The organism is Caballeronia choica, assembly GCF_001544535.1.
GTDB lineage: Bacteria > Pseudomonadota > Gammaproteobacteria > Burkholderiales > Burkholderiaceae > Caballeronia > Caballeronia choica.
The window spans coordinates 38,484-57,005 of the sequence record NZ_FCON02000011.1; the positions used below are offsets into that span (position 1 = coordinate 38,484).

Here is an 18,522-nt window from a genome sequence, read left to right on the forward strand (position 1 = left end):
CGCTCGTCATATGGACCGTGGTTTCCGGAGCCAGCGATGCTGAAGGGGAAAAACAGGCGTATCAAGTCCTCGTCACGCCCGGCGCGTTCCGAGCCGTGCTGGGGTCCCGCCTCGGACTGCTTATACAGGTCGATGGTCAGGCCAGGATCGGCCACCATCCAACGCACCTGAACGACTAACGCACGCCTTCATTGAGCGTCATGAAAGATGACGCCGAGCGTGTGCCGATGCCCCGAGCGCAGCCGGCTTACGCCATGCCGAAGATTCACGCGATAGGCGCCGCGCGTGCCCTGCACCGGCCGATGATGCACGGCAAACACCACCGCATCTCCCTGTCCGAGCGGCACCACTTCCGCGCGCGACTGCATGCGCGGCCGCTGCTCGGTCATCACGAATTCGCCGCCGGAGAAATCGCGTCCGGGCTGCGAGAGCAGAATCGCCAACTGGATCGGAAAGACATGCTCGCCGTAGAGGTCCTGATGCAGGCAGTTGTAATCGCCCGCGCGGTACTGGAGGATCAGCGGCGTCGGGCGCGTTTGTCCCGCCCGATGACAACGCCGGATGAAATCCGCGTGGCGCGCCGGAAAGCGCGCGTCGATCTTCATGATTTCATTCCAACGGTTCGCCACCGGCGCGAGATGCGGATACACGGCGGTCCGAAGCCCTTCGACCACATCGGGCAACGGATAGTCGAAATACTTGTATTCGCCGCGCCCAAAGCCATGGCGCTCCATCACGACGCGGCTTCGATAGAGTTCATCGCGGGGATACTGTTCGATGAGTGCCGCGCATTCGTCGTGTCCGAGCATGCCTTCGATGACCGCGCAGCCGTATCGATCGAGGTCGTCTTCGACGCGCGCCCAGTCGATCGCCTCCACCCTTTCGCCGGCCGGCACTGCCTTCATTACGCCTTCCACCCCGTTCATTCGCAGCTCCTGTCTGGATCGTTGCGAGCAGTGTGCGCCCGCCGCCGATCGAGGAGCAATCCGGGTCTTGCTTTCCTATTCGGATTCAGGCGCCGGCCGGCGGCTCCGGATGCTCGCGCTCATGGGCGTTGCGCAGGCGGATGATCGTCTGGCGCGACGTATTGAGCGACTGCGCCACGGCGGTCACAGTCTTGCCCGCCGCGAGCGCGCACAGCGCCTGATTGCGCTGTGCGTCGGTGAGCGATGCGGGGCGCCCTTGCGGCAGTCCCATGCGCTTCGCTTCCGCGGCCGCCTGGAGCGCCCGCGCGCGCTTGGCCATGCGTTCGACCTCGACGGCGATCTCGAGCGCGCGCATCGGCAAATCGCTGCCGCCCTCGGTCAGGCTCGTGCGACCGTATTCGAGGCACACGACGTTCACTTCGCGCGCCGCGAGCATCTTGAGGGTATTCACCACATCGCCGATGCTGTTGCCGAGGTAGTGCAGGCGTGTGATCAGCATCGTGTCGGCAGGCACCATGTGGCGCAGCACGCGCTGCAACGCGGGACGCGACGCGGCCGCGACGGCGATGCCGCAGCGGTCCGCGACCACCGCGCCCATGTCGACCAGGAAACCGGCGGCGTCGATGTCGAACAGGTCGCGCTCGCGCATGCTGTCGTCGTCGCCGATGTTCATGTACACGATAAACGTCATCGAACGCGCTCCTTTACCCGCATCGCACGCGATCACGCGATCAATGCGCGGTCGCGACCTCGGTGATTTTGCGCTGCAAGGCGTCCTTGCGCGCCGCGATCTTCGTGCCGAGCGCCACCAGATCGAGCTTCGTCTTGCGCAACTCCGGAAAGAGTTCGTTCTCTTCTTCCTCGACGTGGTGACTCACGCTCTCCGACATCACCTTGAAAGTCGCATCGAAGCCTTCGTCACCGGCCTTCAGTTGCGTAAACTTCTCGATCAGCGTCTTGACCAGGAAGTGCTCGACATAGGCTTCGTCGACGTCGCCTTTGTCGTCGGTATCGAGCGCGTCGCGGGCGGCGGGATAGAGCAGTTCTTCCTCGACGATGGCATGAATGGTCAGCAGTTCGCATGCGCGCTGCACGAGCGTCGCCTTGCGTTCGAGGTCGTTGTCCGCGGCGCGCCCGAAGGCATCGAAGAGTTGCTCGACGGCGCGGTGATCCGCTTCCAGGATGGCGAGTGCATCGTGCTGCGGCGACGCTTGGGGCTTGGACATGGCGGTTCCTCGGTAGGGTGGGCGCCTCTATTCAGCAATACCGATGCCCGCGCGGATCAGGCGTCGCGCTGGCGCATCACGTCCACGCGCCACCACGGCGGCAGCAGACGCCGCACTTCGGGGCGCGCGAACCGGTCGTCGATCAGATACAGCACGCCGCGGTCGTGCGGCCCGCGAATCACGCGGCCGGCCGCCTGCACGACTTTTTGCAAGCCCGGGAAAAGATACGTGTAGTCGTAGCCCGCGCCGAACGCCTCGTGCATGCGCGCTTTCATCTGCTGGTTGACCGGATTGAGTTGCGGGAGCCCGAGTGTCGCGACGAACGCGCCGACGAGGCGCGTGCCCGGCAAGTCGATCGCTTCGCCGAACGAACCGCCCAATACCGCGAAGCCGATCCCGCATCCGTCTGGCGCGAAACGCGCGAGAAACGCCTGCTGGCCGGCCTCGCTCATCGCGCGCGACTGCGTCCAGACGGCAATCGACGGATGCTGCGCGGCGAACGCGGCGGCTACCTGGTCGAGGTATTCGAAGCTGCTGAAGAAGCTCAGGTAGTTGCCCGGCGCGCGCGCATATTGCGTGGCGATCAGATCGACGACCCGCGCCACCGACTGCTCGCGATCGCGATAGCGTGTCGACACGTCGGCGATCGCGCGCACTTGCAGTTGCTCCGCCGCGAACGGCGACGCGACATCGACGCGCACGCTCGACGCCGGCAGGCCGAGCGTGTCGCTGTAGAAATGCGCCGGCGTGAGCGTCGCGGAAAAGAGCGCGACGGAATGCGCGCGCGCGAAACGCGGCTTCAGATGCGGCGCGGGAATCACGTTGCGCAGGCAGAGCACGGCGTCTGGCGTGCGCGAACGGAAGCCGGCTTTAAGCGTGACGTCGAAGATCGAATGCGAGTCGAAGCGCTCGGCGATCCGCACGAAATGCATCGCGTCGAAATAAAAGCGCGTCGCTTCAGGCGCTAACGCGTCGGGATGCTCGGCGACGAAATCCGTCATCTGCGAGATCGCCTGCTCCAGCGCGGCGATGAAGCGCGACGGCAGCGACGCGTGGGCCGAATAATCGGCTGTTTGTGCGGTGCTCAGTTCCTTCCAGCTTCGCGCGACGCGCGCCAGCGTCTTTTTCAGCGGGGGTGGCGCGCTGCGGCGCATCGCGTCGAATGCGGACTGATCGAGCGTCGCCGAGTACATGCCGCGCGCCCGTTCGACCAGATTGTGCGCCTCGTCGACGAGCACGCTCACCCGCCATCGGTTCGCTTCGGCAAGCGCGAAGAGCATGGCGCTCGTGTCGAAGTAGTAGTTGTAGTCGCCGACGATCACGTCGCTCCAGCGCGACATCTCCTGGCTCAGGTAATACGGGCAGACCTCGTGTGCGAGCGCGACTGCGCGAAGCGCGGCCTTGTCGAGGCGCGCGGCATGGAGCGCGGCGGCCCGGGCGGCGGGCAAGCGATCGTAGAAGCCGCGCGCGAGCGGACACGAATCGCCGTGGCACGCGCGATCAGGATGCTCGCAGGCCTTGTCGCGCGCGACCAGTTCGAGCACGCGCAGCGGTGTCTGCGGCTTGGCGCCGACGAGCGTGGCGAGTGCATCGAGTGCGAGTTGCCGCCCGGCGCTCTTGGCGGTGAGGAACAGGATCTTGTCGAGTTGCTGGGCGGGCCACGCTTTCAACAGCGGAAAGAGCGTGCCGATGGTCTTGCCGATGCCCGTCGGCGCCTGCGCCATCAGGCAGCGTTGCGCCACCGCCGCGCGGTAGACCGCGGCCGCGAGTTCGCGCTGTCCGGGCCTGAACGACGCATGGGGAAAGGCGAGGGCGGCGAGCGCCGTGTCGCGCGTATGGCGGTGCAGCACTTCCTGCCCGGCCCAGGCGACGAACCGGTCGCACTGTTCGACGAAATGCGCGCGCAGTGCATCGGCGGAATGCGTTTCGACGAGTACGGTTTCCGTCTGGCTCGCGATGTCGAAATAGACGAGCGCGACGCGAAGCTCCGCGAGGCCAAGCTTCTGGCACAACAGCCAGCCGTAGACGCGCGCCTGCGCCCAGTGCAGATGCTGGTGATTGCCGGGCATCGCGTCGAGCCTGCCGCGATAGGTCTTGATTTCCTCGAGCTGGTTTGCGGCGGGATCGTAACCGTCGGCGCGCCCGCGTATCCGGAGCGGCCCGTAGACGTCTGCCAGCGTGATTTCCTTCAGATAGCCAACTGGCCGCCGGGCCGTCACGACGGCATGGCCGGCGATGCCTTCCTGAGCGCTCGGCGAGGGCGTGAACCGAAGATCGAGGTCGCCGCGCTTGGCCGTGAACTCGCACAGCGCGCGAACCGCGACGACGTAGCCGGGTTCAGATGGGTCTTCGGATTGAATGCCTACTGTATGCATGTACAGTAGTTTAGCACCGCATTTCGCGGCTATTCACCGCCTCGCAAACGCACCGCGATGTCGTGCCAGTCGCGCACCGCGTCCTGCAAGTCGCCGCACAGTTTTGCGTCGAGTTCGGCGAGGCGCGCCCACAGGTTTTGCAGACGGCTCTCGCGGACGTGAAATACCGCTGTGGCGGCCATCTTGTTCGCGCCGCGCAGGCGCTTCTCGGCGTCGAGGCATTCAAGGTGCAGCGTCGCCACTTTCGAATCCGCGAGATCACGCGGGCGCAATTCGACAATGCTCAGGCGAGTGGTCATTTTCCCCTCAGGATCGTTATTTATATTTTTTCGAAGCTCATCGCGCATGTCTTTTCCGCCAGGCAAATGATTCCCGAACGGAAGTGCGATTGCGGCAGTATGCAGCGTCGAGGTTTTTCCTGACAAGGACAAACGCGTTGAAATGAGACTTTCCACACGCAAACGTTTGGTCGCTGGCGCTTGGGGTCAGGGGCGTTCGCGATGCAAAAACGCTACGCCCCGACCGCCGATGCGCCTGAACCAAGCGAGTTGTTACGGATAACAAACAAACCATCATGTCGATGAAGATCGACCGCCATCACGACGTCGCGTGAACGTCGGAAGAAGCAGGCTGAGAGCTCAACCGATAACCCGTCACCAGACCCAGGTCATACGCACTCTCAAGTGCCCGCGTGAGGTCTTCAATCCCGATGACACGAAAATCGGCCGTCAGCTTTCCAGTTGGCTCCAGCGTTTCAACACCGAGTGTCTCGCTGGCGATCATTTCCAGCAACGCGAATCGTTCGTCTTTCATTGTCCTGCTCCAGTTAAATCAAACCCGCGCAGCCATTGGGCGCGTCATCAATTTCAACGTATCTGCTTAAATAATAGGCATGTAACGCGAGCGCGGACTGTGGTGGAAAGTCGCAGGTAGAGGCACTACTCGAAAGCCGGAATGCGGCCTGGCGCCAGGCCTGCGCTTGCTCGAACAAAGCTCTGGTTCATCTTCTATGCTGATTGAAGGGCCGCCAGGAACCGGCGACCGGCAATCACGAACGACGAGGGACAGGACGATGGACGTTCAGCATGTCGGCGGGGCGCGGTTGAGGCAGGTCCGCGATCTGCCATGTCCACCGGGATTGCCGCTGTTGGGCAATTTCCTGCATCTGAGGCCCGACAGGCTGCACACGACGCTCGAGGAATGGGCGCAAAAACTGGGGTCACCGTATCGATACCGGCTCGGCACCTTGCCTGTCACCGTGTGGACGCAAGCGGAGTTGTTCCAGACGGTGATGCGCGAGCGCCCGCATTTGTACCGGCGCTTTTCGCCGATCGAATCGGTGATGGCCGAACTCGGCGGCAATGGCGTGTTCTCAGCCGAAGGCGCGGCGTGGGAACCGCAGCGCCGGCTCGTGATGCAGGCGCTGTCGATTCCGAACATCAAGGCGTTCTATCCGGCACTCGCAGCGATCACAGAACGTTTTCGCCTTCGATTGCAGCGCGCGGCATCGCAGGGCCGGACCCTGCAGATGACGGAAGAACTCAAGCGCTACACAGTCGATGTGACGAGCGCGCTCGCGTTCGGCGAAGACCCCAACACGCTCGAGCAGGAATGCGGCGTCATCCAGGAACATCTCGCGCTGATCCTGCCCGCCGTGATGAGCCGCGTGAGCGCGCTGTTCCCTTATTGGCGCTACGTGCGGCTGCCTCGCGACCGCAAGCTCGACCTCGCGATGCTCGCCGTGCACCGCTATATCCACGACATGATCGGGCGGGCGCGCGAGCACATGCGGCAGGCGCCCGGCGACGAGCCGCGCAACCTGCTCGAAGCGATGCTCGTCGCGAGCGCTGCGCCCGATTCGTCCGTCACCGACGAGCAGATCGTCGCCAACGTCCTCACGCTGCTCGTGGCCGGCGAGGACACGACCGCCAACACCATCTGCTGGGCGCTGCTGTACGTCGCGGCAGACCCCGCGTTGCAGCAGCGGCTGTGCGATCACTCGCGCGAGGTGCTCGGCACGTCGCGGGTGTGTCCGGACTACGGTGCGCTGAAGCATCTGGACCTGTGCGAGGCCGTATGCAACGAAGCGAACCGCCTGCGGCCCGTCGCGGCGATCCAGACCTTCGAGCCGCTTGAGGACGTGTGTCTCGGCGATGTCGCCGTGCCGGCCGGCATGCGCATGTTCTTCCTCACCCGGCCAGCGATGCTCGCGCCCGCGAACTTCGCGCACCCCGAAACCTTCGATCCCGATCGATGGATGCATCATCACGATGCGTCGCGAGGCACGCACGAGCCGCGCGCATTTCTTGCGTTTGGCGGCGGACCGCGCGTCTGTCCGGGACGCCACCTTGCCAACGTCGAGATGCGGCTGATCCTTTCGATGCTTGCAGCGAACTTCGAGGTGTCGATCGCGGCCGACCCCGCGACGATCCGCGAAGTCTCCGCGTTCACGATGGTGCCGAGCGCGATGCCCGTGAACCTGAAGATGCGCGCATGATGGAATATTTCGGTTGGACGGATCGTTTAACTCACGGGTGCCGCGCATCGTCGCAGCCTCGTGCTTGTTTGTTCCAACTTTTGGAGTGATCGAATGAAACTCGTCCGAATTGTTTCGATATTGCTGGCCGCGCTCGCGGTCTCGCTCGCCGGATGCCAGACCGACGGCGGCGGCGCGGCCTCCGGCAGCACGACAAACAGCGGCAGCAGCGGCGGCTACTGACGCCGCACGCGTGGCGAGCCCCCGGCCCGTGAGTGCGCCGCCGCTGCCGCCGGGTGTCTCCGCGCGCGACTTCCAGTCCGCGCTCGCGGCCTTCGCCGTGAGCGTCGGTCCCGACGCCGTTCTCTCCTCCAGCGCTACGCAGGAGGCCTATCTCGATCCCTTCGCCCCCGGCGACGCCCACGCGTGGCAAGCCGCGGCCGTCGTGATGCCATCGAGTGTCGAGCAGGTCCGCGCCGTTCTCGGCGTAGCCAATCGATATCGCGTGCCGTTGTGGACCGTATCGACGGGACGCAACTTCGCCTACGGCGGCGCGTCGCCGCGTCTTGCGGGAAGCGTCGTGCTCGATTTGCAGCGCATGAACCGCATCCTCGATATCGACGAGAAGCTCGCCTATGCGCTCGTCGAACCCGGCGTGAGCTATTACGACCTGTACCGTGTGCTGAAGGCGCGCGGCGCGCGTCTCTGGCTGGATCCTCCGGCGGCAGGCTGGGGCAGCGTGATCGGCAACACGCTCGAGCGCGGCTACGGCACGACATCCTACGGAGATCACGCCTCGATGCAATGCGGCCTGGAAGTGGTGCTCGCGAACGGCGAAGTCGTGCGCACCGGCATGGGCGCGATGAGCGCCAGCCGCGACTGGCAGGTGTTCAAGCCCGGCTTCGGACCTTCCTACGATGCGATGTTCATGCAGTCGAACTTCGGCGTCGTCACGAAGCTCGGGGTCTGGCTCATGCCCGAGCCCGAGGGCTATCTGCTCGCGCGCTATGCGTTCAAACGCGACGACGATCTCGAACGCATCGTCGATACGCTGCGCCCGCTCAAGCTCGACGACACGATACAAAGCAGCGCCGTCATCGAAAGCGCGGTGCGCTGGGCGGCGGGCGTATCGACGCGCAAACAGTGGTACGACGGCCCGGGCGCGATGCCCGAAGCGGCCATCGACGCGATGGCCCGCAAGATCGGCATCGGCCGCTGGAACCTGCGCTTTTGCCTGTATGGGCCGCAAGCGCTCGTGAACGCGCGGCGCGACATCATCCACCAGCGCTTTTCCCCGATCGCCGATGCCGTGCTGTTCGAACTGCCGTATCGCGAAGCGGCCGTCGAGCCGAAGGGCGGCGGCGATCGCAGCCAGGTCGGCATTCCGGGCCTCGAAGCGTTCAACCTGCTCAACTGGCGCGGCGGCTCGGGGGCGCATGTGGACTTTTCGCCGGTGTGTCCGCCGAGCGGGCGCGATGCGGTGAAGCAGTACCGGATGGTGCGCGACCGGGCCGCGCAAGCCGGCTTCGATTACTACGGCGGCTTCACCGCGAGCCAGCGTCACATGCATCATGTGTTCGCGGCCATCTTCGATCGCGATGATCTCGCCCAGGCGCGCAACGCGGGCGCGCTGATCCGCGCGCTGATCGAGGACGCGGGCGCCGCGGGCTACGGTCAGTACCGCACGCACCTCGCGTACATGGACCTCGCGGCGGCGCAATACGATTTCAACGATCACGCGTTGATGCACCTCACGAACACCATCAAGCAGGCGCTTGATCCCAATGGCATCCTGTCGCCGGGCAAGCAGGGCATCTGGCCGGCACGCTTCGGGGAGCACGATCGATGAGACACGCACGGCGCGAGTTCCTGGCGGGCGCGTCGCTGGCGGCGGCGGGCGCGTGGGCGTTGCCGCCCGCATCGATGCCAGGCGACGTTGATTCCGACCATGATCGATCGAGATTGACGGTAGTCGTCGACGAAAGCCTCGCCGACAGCCGCGCCTTCGCGCTGCGCGCACGCATGCAGGGCGCACGCATCGTGCCCTCGCGAAACGAGATCGGCATGCTGTGGTTCGAGCGACTGCTGCCTGCTGCATCGCGCGGCGATGCGCTCGCTGGACTGACGTCGCACGCCGATGCGTTCCTGCTGACGCGCTTCGCATTGGCGAGCGGGATGCGTGTCACGCGGCGTCCGCTCGGCGCGCACGCGCTCGTCGCATGGCGGATCGAGCGCGACGCCTGAGTGCGAAGCCCTATTCGAACGTCTGCGCCATCTGCTGCGGCAATGGCACATGCAGCCACTTCTGGACGATCGCGTTCAACTCGCCATTTTTCTTCGCGTCGGTTAGCACGCCGTTGACGCGTGCGAGCAGCTTCGGCTCATCCTTGTTCAGCCCGACGCGGCACGACGACTCGTGGATCACGTACTTGAGCACCGGCTTGTTCGGCGCGTCGGCGGGCATGATCGACGCGAGCTTCGTTGCGACGAAGTCACCCGTGCCGATGAGCGGCACCTGGCCCGATACATACGCGGCGATCATGCCGTTGTTGTCGTCGTAGCGCTTGACGGTTGCCGTCGGCGGCACGCTCTTCGTGAGCAGCAGGTCCTGGAACGTGCCGCGCGCGACGCCGACGATCTTGCCTGCGAGATCAGCGGGCCCATCCACCTTGAGATTTGCCGGACCGAAGACGCTGTTGTTGTAGGGCGAGTAGGGCTGCGAGAAGTCGATCACCTTGTCGCGCTCGGCGTCCTTGCCGAGCGTCGAGATCACGAGATCGACCTTCTTCGTCTGCAGGTAAGGTATCCGGTTCGCGCTCGTCACGGGCACGAGTTCGAGCTTCGCGCCCATCTTCTTCGCGAGCAGCGCGGCCACGTCGATGTCGAGCCCTTCGACCTGCATGCTCGGACCCACCGAGCCGAACGGCGCGAAGTCCTGCGGCACGGCCACGCGCAGCACGCCGCGCTTCTCGATGTCGTCGAGCGTGTCGGCATGCGCCGATGCCGCGTGCATGAGCACGCTGAATGCGAGCGCGCTTGCGCGCCACCAGAGCTTCGAAATTTTCATGCGTCGCCTGAAACGTGAGTTGAGGTGTTCGTCCGCGGCTGTCCCCTCATGCTGGCGGGCCGCCGCACGGGTCGGGCCGGCTTCGAATATCTCACGAAAAGGCGCGCTGCAAATAGAGCGGCGGGCATGGAAATGGAGGCATCGCTAGAATCGGAGCAGGCGCTTTCCCTTTCGCTTTACTCCGGCTCGCCGCCGCCGCAACGAACAGGATTCACGATGACCCAAGCCGACGTTTCAACGATCACGAGCTGGCATGCCCACGTCTACTTCGATGCCGCGAGCCGCGACGTCGCCTGGCAACTGCGCGAAACAATCGAAACGCGCTTCGCGGGCGCGCTGACGATGGGCCGCTTTCACGAGAAGCCGGTCGGTCCTCATCCGCTCTGGTCGTATCAACTGGGATTCGAGCGCGAGCGGTTCGCCGAGATCGTCGAATGGCTGACGCTCAATCACGGCACGCTCGATGTATTCCTGCATCCCAACACAGGCGATGCGCTGCGCGACCATCGCGATGCGGCCGTGTGGATCGGGCGCTCGCACGAACTCGTGCTGAAGAATCTCGGGCCGTGACGCGGGATAGCAAGGGCACATAGCGGCTACAAAAGCGTCCAGCTTGACCTAAGCTTCATGCACGACCTGCTCGCGTCGAGCGCAAGGAGAAGCATGATGCCCAGCTATCACGCAACGATCACGGGCCCCGACCAGGCCGCCATGGCCGCTCTCGTGAACAAATACAAGGTGACGGTGGCGCGTCATACGGTCCAAAAGGTGGCGGGCGGTTTCCGTGTCGATGCACACGCGAGCGGCACGCAACTACGCTCGCTCGAAAAGGCGGGCTATACGGTCGAGCGTCTCGAAGACGCCGACAAGACCGGCAAGGCGCGCCAGAAGGAGGCGCGCAAGCTCACGGCGCAAGCGGTCGCACCCGAGGCGCTGAAGGTGGCGCAGAGCACCGGCTACCTCAACATCGATGAAGTCGAAGCGGCGCTCGCTGCCGCGGCGCTTGCGCCGAACAAGGCATTCACGAAGCTCATCAGCCTGCCCAACAAGACCTGGGAGCAGCGCACCTGCCACGCGCTGAAGCTCGCCAAGGGTTCGGGCGGCACGCGCGCCGGCATCTATCTGCTCGGCGGCGTGCATGCGCGCGAGTGGGGCAGCCCGGATATCCTGATCCACTTCGTGCAACTCGTTTGCGACGCGTATCGAACGAACACGGGCATCACGATCGCCACGAAGAAGTTCACCGCCGCGCAGATCCAGTCCATCGTCGAGACGAAGGACATTTACATCTTTCCGCAAGCGAATCCCGACGGGCGCCACTACAGCATGACGACCGAACCGATGTGGCGCAAGAACCGCCGCCCGGCACCGGCCGGCCATACGCAAACGCAATGCGTCGGCGTCGATATCAACCGGAACTACGATTTTCTCTGGGACTTCCCGACGTATTTCGATCCGGCATCGCCGATCACGAACTCGGTCGATCCCTGCGATCACGACGTGTACATCGGCCCGAGCGCGACGTCGGAGCCCGAGACCAAAAACGCTGTCTGGATGTTCGACAAGTTTCCGAACATCCGCTATTTCGTCGACTTGCACAGCTACTCGGAGGACATCCTCTACAACTGGGGCGACGACGAGAACCAGACCACCAGTCCGTCGATGAACTTCCAGAACGCGTCGTTCAATGGCAAGCGCGGCATCGCGAACGACAAGGCCTATCGCGAGTACCTCGCGTCGGCGGACAGGACGATCGCGGTCGGTCTCGCGAACAAGATGCGCGATGCGATCAAGGCGGTGCGCGGCCGCGTCTACAAGACCGAGCAGGCAATGAGCCTCTATCCAACGGCCGGCACCTCGGACGACTACGCGTTCAGCCGGCACATCGTGAATCCGAAGAAGGCGAAGGTGTATTCGTACACCGTGGAGTGGGGAAGCCCGTCGAATCCCACGCCGTTTCATCCGGCTTACCCGGAGATGAAGCAGATCATCGACGAGGTCACTTCGGGGCTGCTGGCGTTTTGCATCGCGGCGTCGTGAGCGAGCTTATATAAAAAAAGCGAGCACGCATGCTCGCTTTTTTCCTGCGCGGCAGAACCTGCCGAAGCCCGCTTACTTCTTGGGGGCGCTCGCGGCCTTGCCGGCTGCCACCAGTTGCGTCGCGGTCTTCGAAGCCTCGCTCGCATTGGTTTCCGCCGCCTCGACCACTTGCTTGGCGGCTTTCTTCGCCGCTTCGTAGGCCGAGGTCGCCGATTCGGCGGCCGCGCCGATCGCCGACTTCCACGCGGTCACGACCGCTTCGCTGCCAGCCGGCGCGTTCTTCGCGAGGGTGTCGACGTACGCTTGCGTGTCGTCCTGGGCCTTCTTCAACTGTGCCTCGGCGGCAGCGGCGAACACGCCGCGCGTGCCGTTCAGCACGGCGTACACGTCGCGCCAATACGCTTGCACGCGCTCGGCGCTCACCTGCGTCCGGCTCGTCTGCAGCGCCAAAAGTTCTTGCGGATCGCGGACTGCAAGCGCCTTGCCTACCAGTTCCTGATTTTCCGCAAGCGTCGACTTGACGGTCTGGACATTCAACTCGACCAGCTTTTCAAAGCCTTCAAACGATTTGGCGGCGAGGCTGTACAGGGTGTCGAAGCCCGCTTTCTGCGATGCGAAAATTTGTTCCGGGGCAAGACTGCTCATCTGCGAACTCTCCAGGGTGGGGAAAAATGATGGCCCGCTTTGTTGCGGCGCAACGAAAGAATCAATTCTAGGGATTAATCGCGTCGTGTCAATTGCGTTTTCCCTGCTTGACCGAAACGGGTTTCTATTGATATGTACTTTGCGCTTGAATCAGGGAGGCTATTAAATAACGGTCGTTCGTCTTATTAGGCCTGCCGCGCGTCCATCCGGCGAAATTCCATGAGTTCGGCTGCGCGCCTTCATTCATGCGGCCCGGCTGGCAATTCATGCGTGTAAACACTGAGCGATTTAAAGCCCGGAAATTATTTTTGCACTTGACAGGGGTAGAAAGGAAATTGAAAATTCACGCGCTGCAACATCAATCCCTGATCATCAGGGAAAACCCGTAGCAAAAATCCCGTAATCAATATGCTTCAAGCGCATGTCACGATGTAGTCATCGTGTGCAGTTAGCATTTAATTGACGCTGCGAAAGGCGGCGATCAATGGCATAAATATAAATCGAGAGACTTCAGGCAAATGGGGCGACATTCCCAAACCATCGGACACCTCGAGCGCAGTCACGACGACAACGCTCTCCGGCGCGCGATTGCAGCGCGTCTCGACAGGACACTTCAAAAGGCCGGCGTCAGCTCGGCAAAAGCAGCCAACTGGCTCGACGTAAGCGAGCACGACGTGCAATTCTGGCGGCGCGGCATCACCGTTCCGCCGCTGCACGCTTTTACGCGCATCGCCAGGACGCTCGACGTCGACATTCACTGGCTCTGCACCGGCCAGTCACCGGCACCGCAGGCGACCTGAGCGCGCCTGAACCTGCAGCCGCAACCTCGGCGCGTCGCTAGGACAGCGACGCGAGCACGTTCGACAACCGTCTGACGTGCGCTTTGAACGCATCGCTGGTTTCGCGGTCGCTCGTCGCGATGTGCGACGCCTCGGCGATCGCGGCCTGCTCGTGGAAGTCGCCGGCGATCCGGTCCCGCACTTCGGGCGCCATCGAGCGCAGGATGGAAACCAACAAGGCTTCTTCGGCGTGAAGCATGCCCAGTATCGACCGCGTGTCCATATGAGGCTCCTTGAACGTTAGTCTCAATCCTTCGCAATGACCGGCTCGGCTTGCATCGAGCGTCCATGCAGCAGCACCGTGCCGATGCCGCTCACCGCGATGACGGCCATGCCGATCGCCATCCACTTGTCGGGCACCTGGCCGAAGACAGCCCAACTGAAAAACGCCGCGAACGCGAGCTGCGCGTAGCCGAAAGGCGTGAGCACGGAAAGCGGCGTGCGTCGCAGGGCCTGCAGCATCAGCGATTGCCCGAGCGTCGCCATCGTCGCCATCAGCACGACGAGCACCCAGCTTCCAAAGCTCACCCGCCCGAGCGCCGGGAGCGTCTCGGCCTGGTCCATCCACACGAGCAAGCACAGCACGATGGTCGCCACGAGCGCGGTCAGGAAGTTGGTCGTGACGGCATCTTCGGTCCGCGACAGATGGCTCGACACGACCTGGAAGCACGCAAACGTGGTGGCGGCCGCGATCGGAAAGATCACCGTCCAGCTAAACGCGCTGCCGCCCGGCCGCACGACGAGCAACATGCCGATGAAGCCGAGCACCACCATCGCCCACTTGCTGCGGGGCACGTCGTCCTTGAGAAGGGTCGCGGCGAGCATCGTGGAGATCAGCGGCGCGAGCATCGCGAGCGAGGTCGTCACGGGCAGGGGCAAGTGGCGCAATCCGGCGAACGTGCAGGCGGAGTTGGTGAGCAGAAGCAATGCGCGCAGGACCTGCAGCTTGGCGCTTCCCGTGCGAAAGACGCCGAAATCGCGTAGCCGGACCATCCACGTGCCGAGCACGATCATCTGAAACAGGTAGCGCACCCATAGCAGCACGAGAAGCGGCACGGTCGCGCCGATCACCTTCACGGTCGAGTCGCTTGCCGCGAACGCCGCGGTCGTCAGGATCATGATGCCGATGCCGGCTACTGGCCCCTCGGTGTCGATCCTGAATCGCGCTCGACCTTCTTCTATCGCTGCCATGTCGTGTCCGTCAATCTGCTGTCTCCTCGTCAAGCGCCCCGGGCCTGCCAATGGTGTTGAATCGGCTGTGTGCTGCAACGAACGTAGTCAGCGCTGCAAACGTGCCTCCGCCCACCGACGCAAAGATGAACCGCGGCTATTGTCGAAGTAAGTGTACCAATTCGTTAAAAGCATCGGCGCGAATTCGAGCCGTATATCGAATGACGACTTTCGGGCGATGTTGCTTATTTGCAAAAAGACTACTCGTTCGGCCATTTGCGGCCTAGACTTAAAGTAGTTTCTCAAGATGTTGGATGTTGCGGCGGGAGGTTGCGATGAGGAATAGGACGCGTCAGATCGTGCGGATGCTTGCGGACATGCGGCACTCGGCCCACTGCAGGACGTTGCGATACGCGGCGACTCAACAGGCGATGCGTCTGGCGGCGAGCGAGGCCGAAGAGGAGCAGGACGATCAGCCGCCGGAAGCCTCCGATACACCGAGCGAGCCGCGTGCGTTCCAGGCCGTCAAGCGAGGCACCGGGTTTCATTGAGCGCGTCCCACGCTCGATCCCGAGCGGCAATGCGCCGCGGCGGGCGAGCGCGAGACGCGTCAGGGTGTTATCGCGTCATCGTGGCGTGCGCACGTTGTTCCGGTAGGGAGAAAAGCGCCAGTGGCCCGCGCCATCCTTGACTGCGATCGCGCCGTGTTCATGCAGCACTTCGCCCACCGGGCCCGGCTTGATGTCGTCGCTCAGCTTGATGACGAGCAGCGTGCGCTCGCGGCATTCCGCCGTTTGCGCATCGTCGCTGGCGAGCGGTTCGGGCCGCTTCATGCTCCCCGGCGAGAACCGGTTGCGCGCGCCCACCACGCCCTGATGTTCGCCATGCGCCGCATATTCGGCCTCGTCCTCGCGATGCCCTTCCATCGCGTGCGAGCCTTCATCGTCGAATGGCATGGCGTCGGTCTGACCGGCGCGGTAGAGATGCGCGTCGTCGCGTTTGAGGCCCGCCAGTTGCAATGCGCGCAACGCCTCGTGTCCATCCCGGTACGATGCAAAAACGCCCACTATGACCTGGTTCATCGTCGTCCTCCCACGTCGATTCGCGCCTGGACTGTCTGGCCCGGTGCGGTTTTTAAGAAGCTTTTGATGTTGCCGCCTTTCCTCATATAAACTCAGCAACGCGCATTCCCGAGGCCACCGATCGATGACCGGGCCTCGCGCGGCGGATGTTGCAAGTCATTTGACCGCCTTGCCGACAGCTTTGCGTCAGCAGCGCCGGATGCTTTTACAAGGGAGAGCGCGCGATCCGGTAGGGACTGCAAAGTCACCTGACGATCGTGCGAAATGCGAGCGGTTGGAGAGGCGATGCGCGGGGCCGCCCCGGGTTGCGACTCCACGGCCGATCACCTAAGCTGCATTCAGTGCCAAAAGAAGACGTCTTCAACCAATGGTCGCATCGTCTCGAGGTTGGAATGACAGCGAAAGTCTGCGCTTATGCGTTCTTGCTGCTAACGGCCTCTGCTTCAGCAGCGCCTTGTTATTCCGATGGCGATGTCGTCACGCTGGAGGGCACCGCCACACGACAGGCCTCGCGCCAGGCCACGAGCCAGGCGGCAAGTCAGGCCGCAAGCCAGAGTCAGACGGAGGCGCCGCCCGCCAGGCCGGCGTGGGTCCTGTCGCTCGCGAGTCCGATCTGCGTCGACGCGCCTGCCGCCGCGCAAGGCCAGCGTCAACAGAGCACGGTCACGCTCGTCCAGATCATCGATGCGGTCCCCCCCGAGAACGCGCGCATCCAGTTGACGGGCAAGCTCGTCACCGGCAACGTGAGCGAATACTATGCGGTGCCGACCGCCATCTTCGTGCTCAGGCAGCGCGTGCTATCGGGCCAGTGAAATCGCGCTCGCCACGGGCTGCGTCCGAGCGGGAAGAATCGAGTTGAGAGCGGCGCCATTGCGCGACGACGAAGTGCAAGGGCTGGTGTTCTAGTCCGCGTTCCTCGGCGAATCGCACGATGGCGTCGAGTTGTTCGCCGGTGCAGCGAAACCCTTCGCGTGTGGACGACGGGCAATCTGTTTGCGTGAGCATGGCAATCCTTTTTAGGACCTTCTCCCGGACCGCGCCGACGCTATCGGACGATGGCTTGCGGCGGCGGCTGCTTGCAATGGATTAAGCCGCAGCGCGGCCAATGCCACTGGCTGCTAGCGCACACAATCAATCATACGGATAGCGCCGGCGGCTTCGGGGCGCGCCTTCCTCCATGAAACTGGAATAAAAGCCGGGTTTGATTCGTTTACGGATCGATCGGCACTCGCGCGCGTCATCCCTTGCCGATCGTCATGCGGGACGTAAAGCGGCTCGACTGCCTGGCCGGCGATCGGTGGCGGACGACGCGCGAACCCTTCGAGGAGAAACGTGTGAGCAGGGAAGCAATCCAGCGGCAAGAGCTGGCTCACATCGAGAGGATGATTGTCGAACTAGAGCGTACCCAGGGCGCGCTCCGCGGAGTCGGGGCGCATAACCCGGTCATGCGCCCCGAGTACTGGCGGCAGCGCATCCAGGTGCTGATGCGTTCGCCCGACGTTACCGAGCCCATGATCCAGCATGCGCTCGCGCTGCTCGAACGATTGGACCACGTGTCGAACGGACACGAGCAGTCCGATCAACCAGTCAGGTAGAACGACGCCTACGCCGTCTGCTCGACCGGCGTGATGACCAGTTCGAGTTTCTGCGCACCGCGCAACGCGGTGACGTTCACGGCACGCTCGATGCGCGATGCATCGAGCGTGCGCTGCAAGGCATCGACGCTGTCCACCACGATGCCATCGACAGCGACGATCGTATCGTCGGTGCGCAATCCGCCGAGCGCGGCCGGGCTGCCCTTGACCAGTTCCATCACATGCACGCCGCTCGCCGAATCCAGGCTGAAATACCGTTGCATGCGCCGCGAGATCGGCACCGTGGTGCCCGCCACGCCGATGTACGCGCGCCGCACCCGTCCGTGCGTGAAGATCTGCATGATGACCCACTTGGCCGTGTCGATCGCGATCGCGAAACAGATTGCCTGCGCGCCCTGGATGACGGCAGTGTTCACGCCGATCACCTGGCCCGCCGAGTTGATGAGCGGACCGCCCGAGTTGCCGGGATTGAGCGCGGCGTCGGTCTGGATCACATCGGGGATCATGCGGCCGGAGGTCGAACGCAGCGAACGCCCGAGCGCGGAGACGACGCCCGTCGTAACCGTCTGCGCGAGGCCGAGCGGATTGCCGACGGCGATCGCGATCTGTCCCACCGAAAGCCGCGAGGAGTCGCCGAGTTCGACATGCGGCAGCGGCTCCGGCGAGCCGATGCGCAGCACGGCGAGGTCACTGTCGGGGTCCTCGCCGACGAGGTCGGCATCGAACTTCGCGCCGTCGGCCAGCGTCACGCGGATATGCGTCGCGCCATGCACGACGTGGCTGTTGGTCAGCAGATAGCCGTCGGGCGTGAAGATGAACCCGGAGCCGGTGCCGCCGCGCGCGCCGCGCCGGCTTTCGTCGCCGGGCAGGCGTCGTTCGACGGAGATGAAGGCGACGGCCTGCCGCACGCGCGCGAGCGCGCCGATGACCGTGCGGGAGTAAGCGTCGAGGAGTGCGAGGTCGTCGAGCGCATGCGGCGCGGCAGCGTCCGGCGCGCCCCGCGACAGATCGTCGATGAAACGGGGACGGCTTCCCATGGTCGGGGCTCCGGGTGAATGGAACCCGACTTGCGGGCCGGACG

The 18,522-nt window shown here is 63.9% G+C and carries 22 protein-coding genes; 10 read left to right on the forward strand and 12 right to left on the reverse strand.

The features are described 5' to 3' along the window. Window positions 1-188 precede the first annotated feature (188 nt). The 6 genes from AWB68_RS07280 to AWB68_RS07305 form a co-directional block, all read right to left on the reverse strand. Window positions 189-905, reverse strand: a complete 717-nt coding sequence (locus AWB68_RS07280) for a 2OG-Fe(II) oxygenase (protein WP_087643751.1) — start codon at window positions 903-905, stop codon at window positions 189-191. A gap of 106 nt (window positions 906-1,011) precedes the next feature. After that, entirely contained in the window at window positions 1,012-1,617 is a 606-nt protein-coding gene (locus AWB68_RS07285; RefSeq protein ID WP_087643674.1) for a recombinase family protein, read from the reverse strand. A 40-nt stretch (window positions 1,618-1,657) separates the two neighbouring features. Further along, entirely contained in the window at window positions 1,658-2,152 is a 495-nt protein-coding gene (locus AWB68_RS07290; protein WP_087643675.1) for a hemerythrin domain-containing protein, read from the reverse strand. A 56-nt stretch (window positions 2,153-2,208) separates the two neighbouring features. After that, window positions 2,209-4,527, reverse strand: coding sequence for an ATP-dependent DNA helicase (locus tag AWB68_RS07295; protein WP_087643676.1), 2,319 nt, complete (start codon window positions 4,525-4,527; stop codon window positions 2,209-2,211). 29 nt (window positions 4,528-4,556) lie between these two features. Then, complete coding sequence (locus AWB68_RS07300; RefSeq protein WP_087643677.1) at window positions 4,557-4,826, reverse strand: hypothetical protein; 270 nt, start codon at window positions 4,824-4,826, stop codon at window positions 4,557-4,559. Between the two features lie 298 nt (window positions 4,827-5,124). Continuing rightward, window positions 5,125-5,340 carry a DUF6900 domain-containing protein gene (locus AWB68_RS07305; RefSeq protein WP_087643678.1) on the reverse strand — a complete coding sequence of 72 codons (216 nt, stop codon included), beginning with the start codon at window positions 5,338-5,340 and terminating at the stop codon, window positions 5,125-5,127. A gap of 259 nt (window positions 5,341-5,599) precedes the next feature. Between AWB68_RS07305 and AWB68_RS07310 the strand changes: the two genes are divergently transcribed. From AWB68_RS07310 to AWB68_RS07320, 4 genes are all read left to right on the forward strand, one after another. After that, a complete protein-coding gene (locus AWB68_RS07310; protein ID WP_087643679.1) occupies window positions 5,600-7,024 on the forward strand; it encodes a cytochrome P450 in 1,425 nt (474 codons plus the stop codon). A gap of 93 nt (window positions 7,025-7,117) precedes the next feature. Continuing rightward, complete coding sequence (locus AWB68_RS50770) at window positions 7,118-7,246, forward strand: hypothetical protein (RefSeq protein ID WP_268810919.1); 129 nt, start codon at window positions 7,118-7,120, stop codon at window positions 7,244-7,246. Between the two features lie 28 nt (window positions 7,247-7,274). Then, entirely contained in the window at window positions 7,275-8,852 is a 1,578-nt protein-coding gene (locus AWB68_RS07315; protein WP_087643680.1) for an FAD-binding oxidoreductase, read from the forward strand. Beyond that, window positions 8,849-9,247, forward strand: coding sequence for a hypothetical protein (locus AWB68_RS07320; RefSeq protein ID WP_087643681.1), 399 nt, complete (start codon window positions 8,849-8,851; stop codon window positions 9,245-9,247). Before AWB68_RS07315 ends, AWB68_RS07320 begins: the two co-directional genes overlap by 4 nt. A 10-nt stretch (window positions 9,248-9,257) precedes the next feature. Here AWB68_RS07320 and AWB68_RS07325 read toward each other — a convergent pair whose 3' ends face one another. Continuing rightward, window positions 9,258-10,070: a transporter substrate-binding domain-containing protein gene (locus AWB68_RS07325; protein ID WP_087643682.1), complete on the reverse strand. Its 813-nt coding sequence runs from the start codon at window positions 10,068-10,070 to the stop codon at window positions 9,258-9,260. A gap of 216 nt (window positions 10,071-10,286) precedes the next feature. Here AWB68_RS07325 and AWB68_RS07330 point away from each other — a divergent pair, with 216 nt between their 5' ends. Both AWB68_RS07330 and AWB68_RS07335 read left to right on the forward strand, forming a co-directional pair. Continuing rightward, window positions 10,287-10,640, forward strand: coding sequence for a DOPA 4,5-dioxygenase family protein (locus tag AWB68_RS07330; protein ID WP_087643752.1), 354 nt, complete (start codon window positions 10,287-10,289; stop codon window positions 10,638-10,640). 96 nt (window positions 10,641-10,736) lie between these two features. Beyond that, window positions 10,737-12,110, forward strand: coding sequence for a M14 family metallopeptidase (locus AWB68_RS07335; RefSeq protein WP_087643683.1), 1,374 nt, complete (start codon window positions 10,737-10,739; stop codon window positions 12,108-12,110). Window positions 12,111-12,182: 72 nt separating this feature from the next. Here the strand turns inward: AWB68_RS07335 and phaP are convergent, their stop codons facing one another. Further along, the gene (phaP, locus tag AWB68_RS07340; protein ID WP_087643684.1) at window positions 12,183-12,755 is read right to left on the reverse strand and encodes a TIGR01841 family phasin; all 573 of its coding nucleotides are present in this window, start codon (window positions 12,753-12,755) and stop codon (window positions 12,183-12,185) included. 518 nt (window positions 12,756-13,273) lie between these two features. On the opposite strand from phaP, the gene AWB68_RS07345 reads away from it, so the two are divergent. Continuing rightward, the gene (locus AWB68_RS07345) at window positions 13,274-13,555 is read left to right on the forward strand and encodes a helix-turn-helix domain-containing protein (protein WP_125482893.1); all 282 of its coding nucleotides are present in this window, start codon (window positions 13,274-13,276) and stop codon (window positions 13,553-13,555) included. 37 nt (window positions 13,556-13,592) lie between these two features. Here the strand turns inward: AWB68_RS07345 and AWB68_RS07350 are convergent, their stop codons facing one another. Next, on the reverse strand, window positions 13,593-13,817 hold the full coding sequence (locus AWB68_RS07350) for a hypothetical protein (RefSeq protein WP_087643685.1): 225 nt from the start codon (window positions 13,815-13,817) through the stop codon (window positions 13,593-13,595). Between the two features lie 23 nt (window positions 13,818-13,840). Next, entirely contained in the window at window positions 13,841-14,785 is a 945-nt protein-coding gene (locus AWB68_RS07355; RefSeq protein WP_087643686.1) for a DMT family transporter, read from the reverse strand. Between the two features lie 314 nt (window positions 14,786-15,099). On the opposite strand from AWB68_RS07355, the gene AWB68_RS07360 reads away from it, so the two are divergent. Then, window positions 15,100-15,315, forward strand: a complete 216-nt coding sequence (locus AWB68_RS07360) for a hypothetical protein (RefSeq protein ID WP_087643687.1) — start codon at window positions 15,100-15,102, stop codon at window positions 15,313-15,315. Between the two features lie 75 nt (window positions 15,316-15,390). On the opposite strand, the gene AWB68_RS07365 is transcribed toward AWB68_RS07360, so the two are convergent. Further along, window positions 15,391-15,846, reverse strand: coding sequence for a hypothetical protein (locus AWB68_RS07365; protein ID WP_087643688.1), 456 nt, complete (start codon window positions 15,844-15,846; stop codon window positions 15,391-15,393). Between the two features lie 392 nt (window positions 15,847-16,238). Here AWB68_RS07365 and AWB68_RS07370 point away from each other — a divergent pair, with 392 nt between their 5' ends. Together AWB68_RS07370 and AWB68_RS07375 are read left to right on the forward strand one after the other, a co-directional pair. After that, window positions 16,239-16,658: a hypothetical protein gene (locus AWB68_RS07370; RefSeq protein ID WP_087643689.1), complete on the forward strand. Its 420-nt coding sequence runs from the start codon at window positions 16,239-16,241 to the stop codon at window positions 16,656-16,658. Between the two features lie 522 nt (window positions 16,659-17,180). Beyond that, a complete protein-coding gene (locus AWB68_RS07375) occupies window positions 17,181-17,441 on the forward strand; it encodes a hypothetical protein (RefSeq protein WP_125482894.1) in 261 nt (86 codons plus the stop codon). Window positions 17,442-17,449: 8 nt separating this feature from the next. Here AWB68_RS07375 and AWB68_RS07380 read toward each other — a convergent pair whose 3' ends face one another. Beyond that, entirely contained in the window at window positions 17,450-18,478 is a 1,029-nt protein-coding gene (locus AWB68_RS07380) for a S1C family serine protease (RefSeq protein ID WP_087643691.1), read from the reverse strand. Window positions 18,479-18,522: the final 44 nt, after the last annotated feature.

Excerpts from the sequence above, each read along its gene's own strand:
- AWB68_RS07305 (WP_087643678.1), bottom strand. The coding sequence starts at position 5,340 with ATGAAAGACGAACGATTCGCGTTGCTGGAAATGATCGCCAGCGAGACA.
- AWB68_RS07300 (WP_087643677.1), bottom strand. The coding sequence starts at position 4,826 with ATGACCACTCGCCTGAGCATTGTCGAATTGCGCCCGCGTGATCTCGCG.
- AWB68_RS07350 (WP_087643685.1), bottom strand. The coding sequence starts at position 13,817 with ATGGACACGCGGTCGATACTGGGCATGCTTCACGCCGAAGAAGCCTTG.
- AWB68_RS07380 (WP_087643691.1), bottom strand. The coding sequence starts at position 18,478 with ATGGGAAGCCGTCCCCGTTTCATCGACGATCTGTCGCGGGGCGCGCCG.
- AWB68_RS07365 (WP_087643688.1), bottom strand. The coding sequence starts at position 15,846 with ATGAACCAGGTCATAGTGGGCGTTTTTGCATCGTACCGGGATGGACAC.
- AWB68_RS07310 (WP_087643679.1), top strand. The coding sequence starts at position 5,600 with ATGGACGTTCAGCATGTCGGCGGGGCGCGGTTGAGGCAGGTCCGCGAT.
- AWB68_RS07345 (WP_125482893.1), top strand. The coding sequence starts at position 13,274 with ATGGGGCGACATTCCCAAACCATCGGACACCTCGAGCGCAGTCACGAC.
- AWB68_RS07295 (WP_087643676.1), bottom strand. The coding sequence starts at position 4,527 with ATGCATACAGTAGGCATTCAATCCGAAGACCCATCTGAACCCGGCTAC.
- AWB68_RS07320 (WP_087643681.1), top strand. The coding sequence starts at position 8,849 with ATGAGACACGCACGGCGCGAGTTCCTGGCGGGCGCGTCGCTGGCGGCG.
- AWB68_RS07355 (WP_087643686.1), bottom strand. The coding sequence starts at position 14,785 with ATGGCAGCGATAGAAGAAGGTCGAGCGCGATTCAGGATCGACACCGAG.
- AWB68_RS07280 (WP_087643751.1), bottom strand. The coding sequence starts at position 905 with ATGAAGGCAGTGCCGGCCGGCGAAAGGGTGGAGGCGATCGACTGGGCG.
- AWB68_RS07325 (WP_087643682.1), bottom strand. The coding sequence starts at position 10,070 with ATGAAAATTTCGAAGCTCTGGTGGCGCGCAAGCGCGCTCGCATTCAGC.
- AWB68_RS50770 (WP_268810919.1), top strand. The coding sequence starts at position 7,118 with ATGAAACTCGTCCGAATTGTTTCGATATTGCTGGCCGCGCTCGCGGTC.
- AWB68_RS07290 (WP_087643675.1), bottom strand. The coding sequence starts at position 2,152 with ATGTCCAAGCCCCAAGCGTCGCCGCAGCACGATGCACTCGCCATCCTG.
- AWB68_RS07360 (WP_087643687.1), top strand. The coding sequence starts at position 15,100 with ATGAGGAATAGGACGCGTCAGATCGTGCGGATGCTTGCGGACATGCGG.
- AWB68_RS07335 (WP_087643683.1), top strand. The coding sequence starts at position 10,737 with ATGCCCAGCTATCACGCAACGATCACGGGCCCCGACCAGGCCGCCATG.
- phaP (WP_087643684.1), bottom strand. The coding sequence starts at position 12,755 with ATGAGCAGTCTTGCCCCGGAACAAATTTTCGCATCGCAGAAAGCGGGC.
- AWB68_RS07285 (WP_087643674.1), bottom strand. The coding sequence starts at position 1,617 with ATGACGTTTATCGTGTACATGAACATCGGCGACGACGACAGCATGCGC.
- AWB68_RS07330 (WP_087643752.1), top strand. The coding sequence starts at position 10,287 with ATGACCCAAGCCGACGTTTCAACGATCACGAGCTGGCATGCCCACGTC.
- AWB68_RS07370 (WP_087643689.1), top strand. The coding sequence starts at position 16,239 with ATGACAGCGAAAGTCTGCGCTTATGCGTTCTTGCTGCTAACGGCCTCT.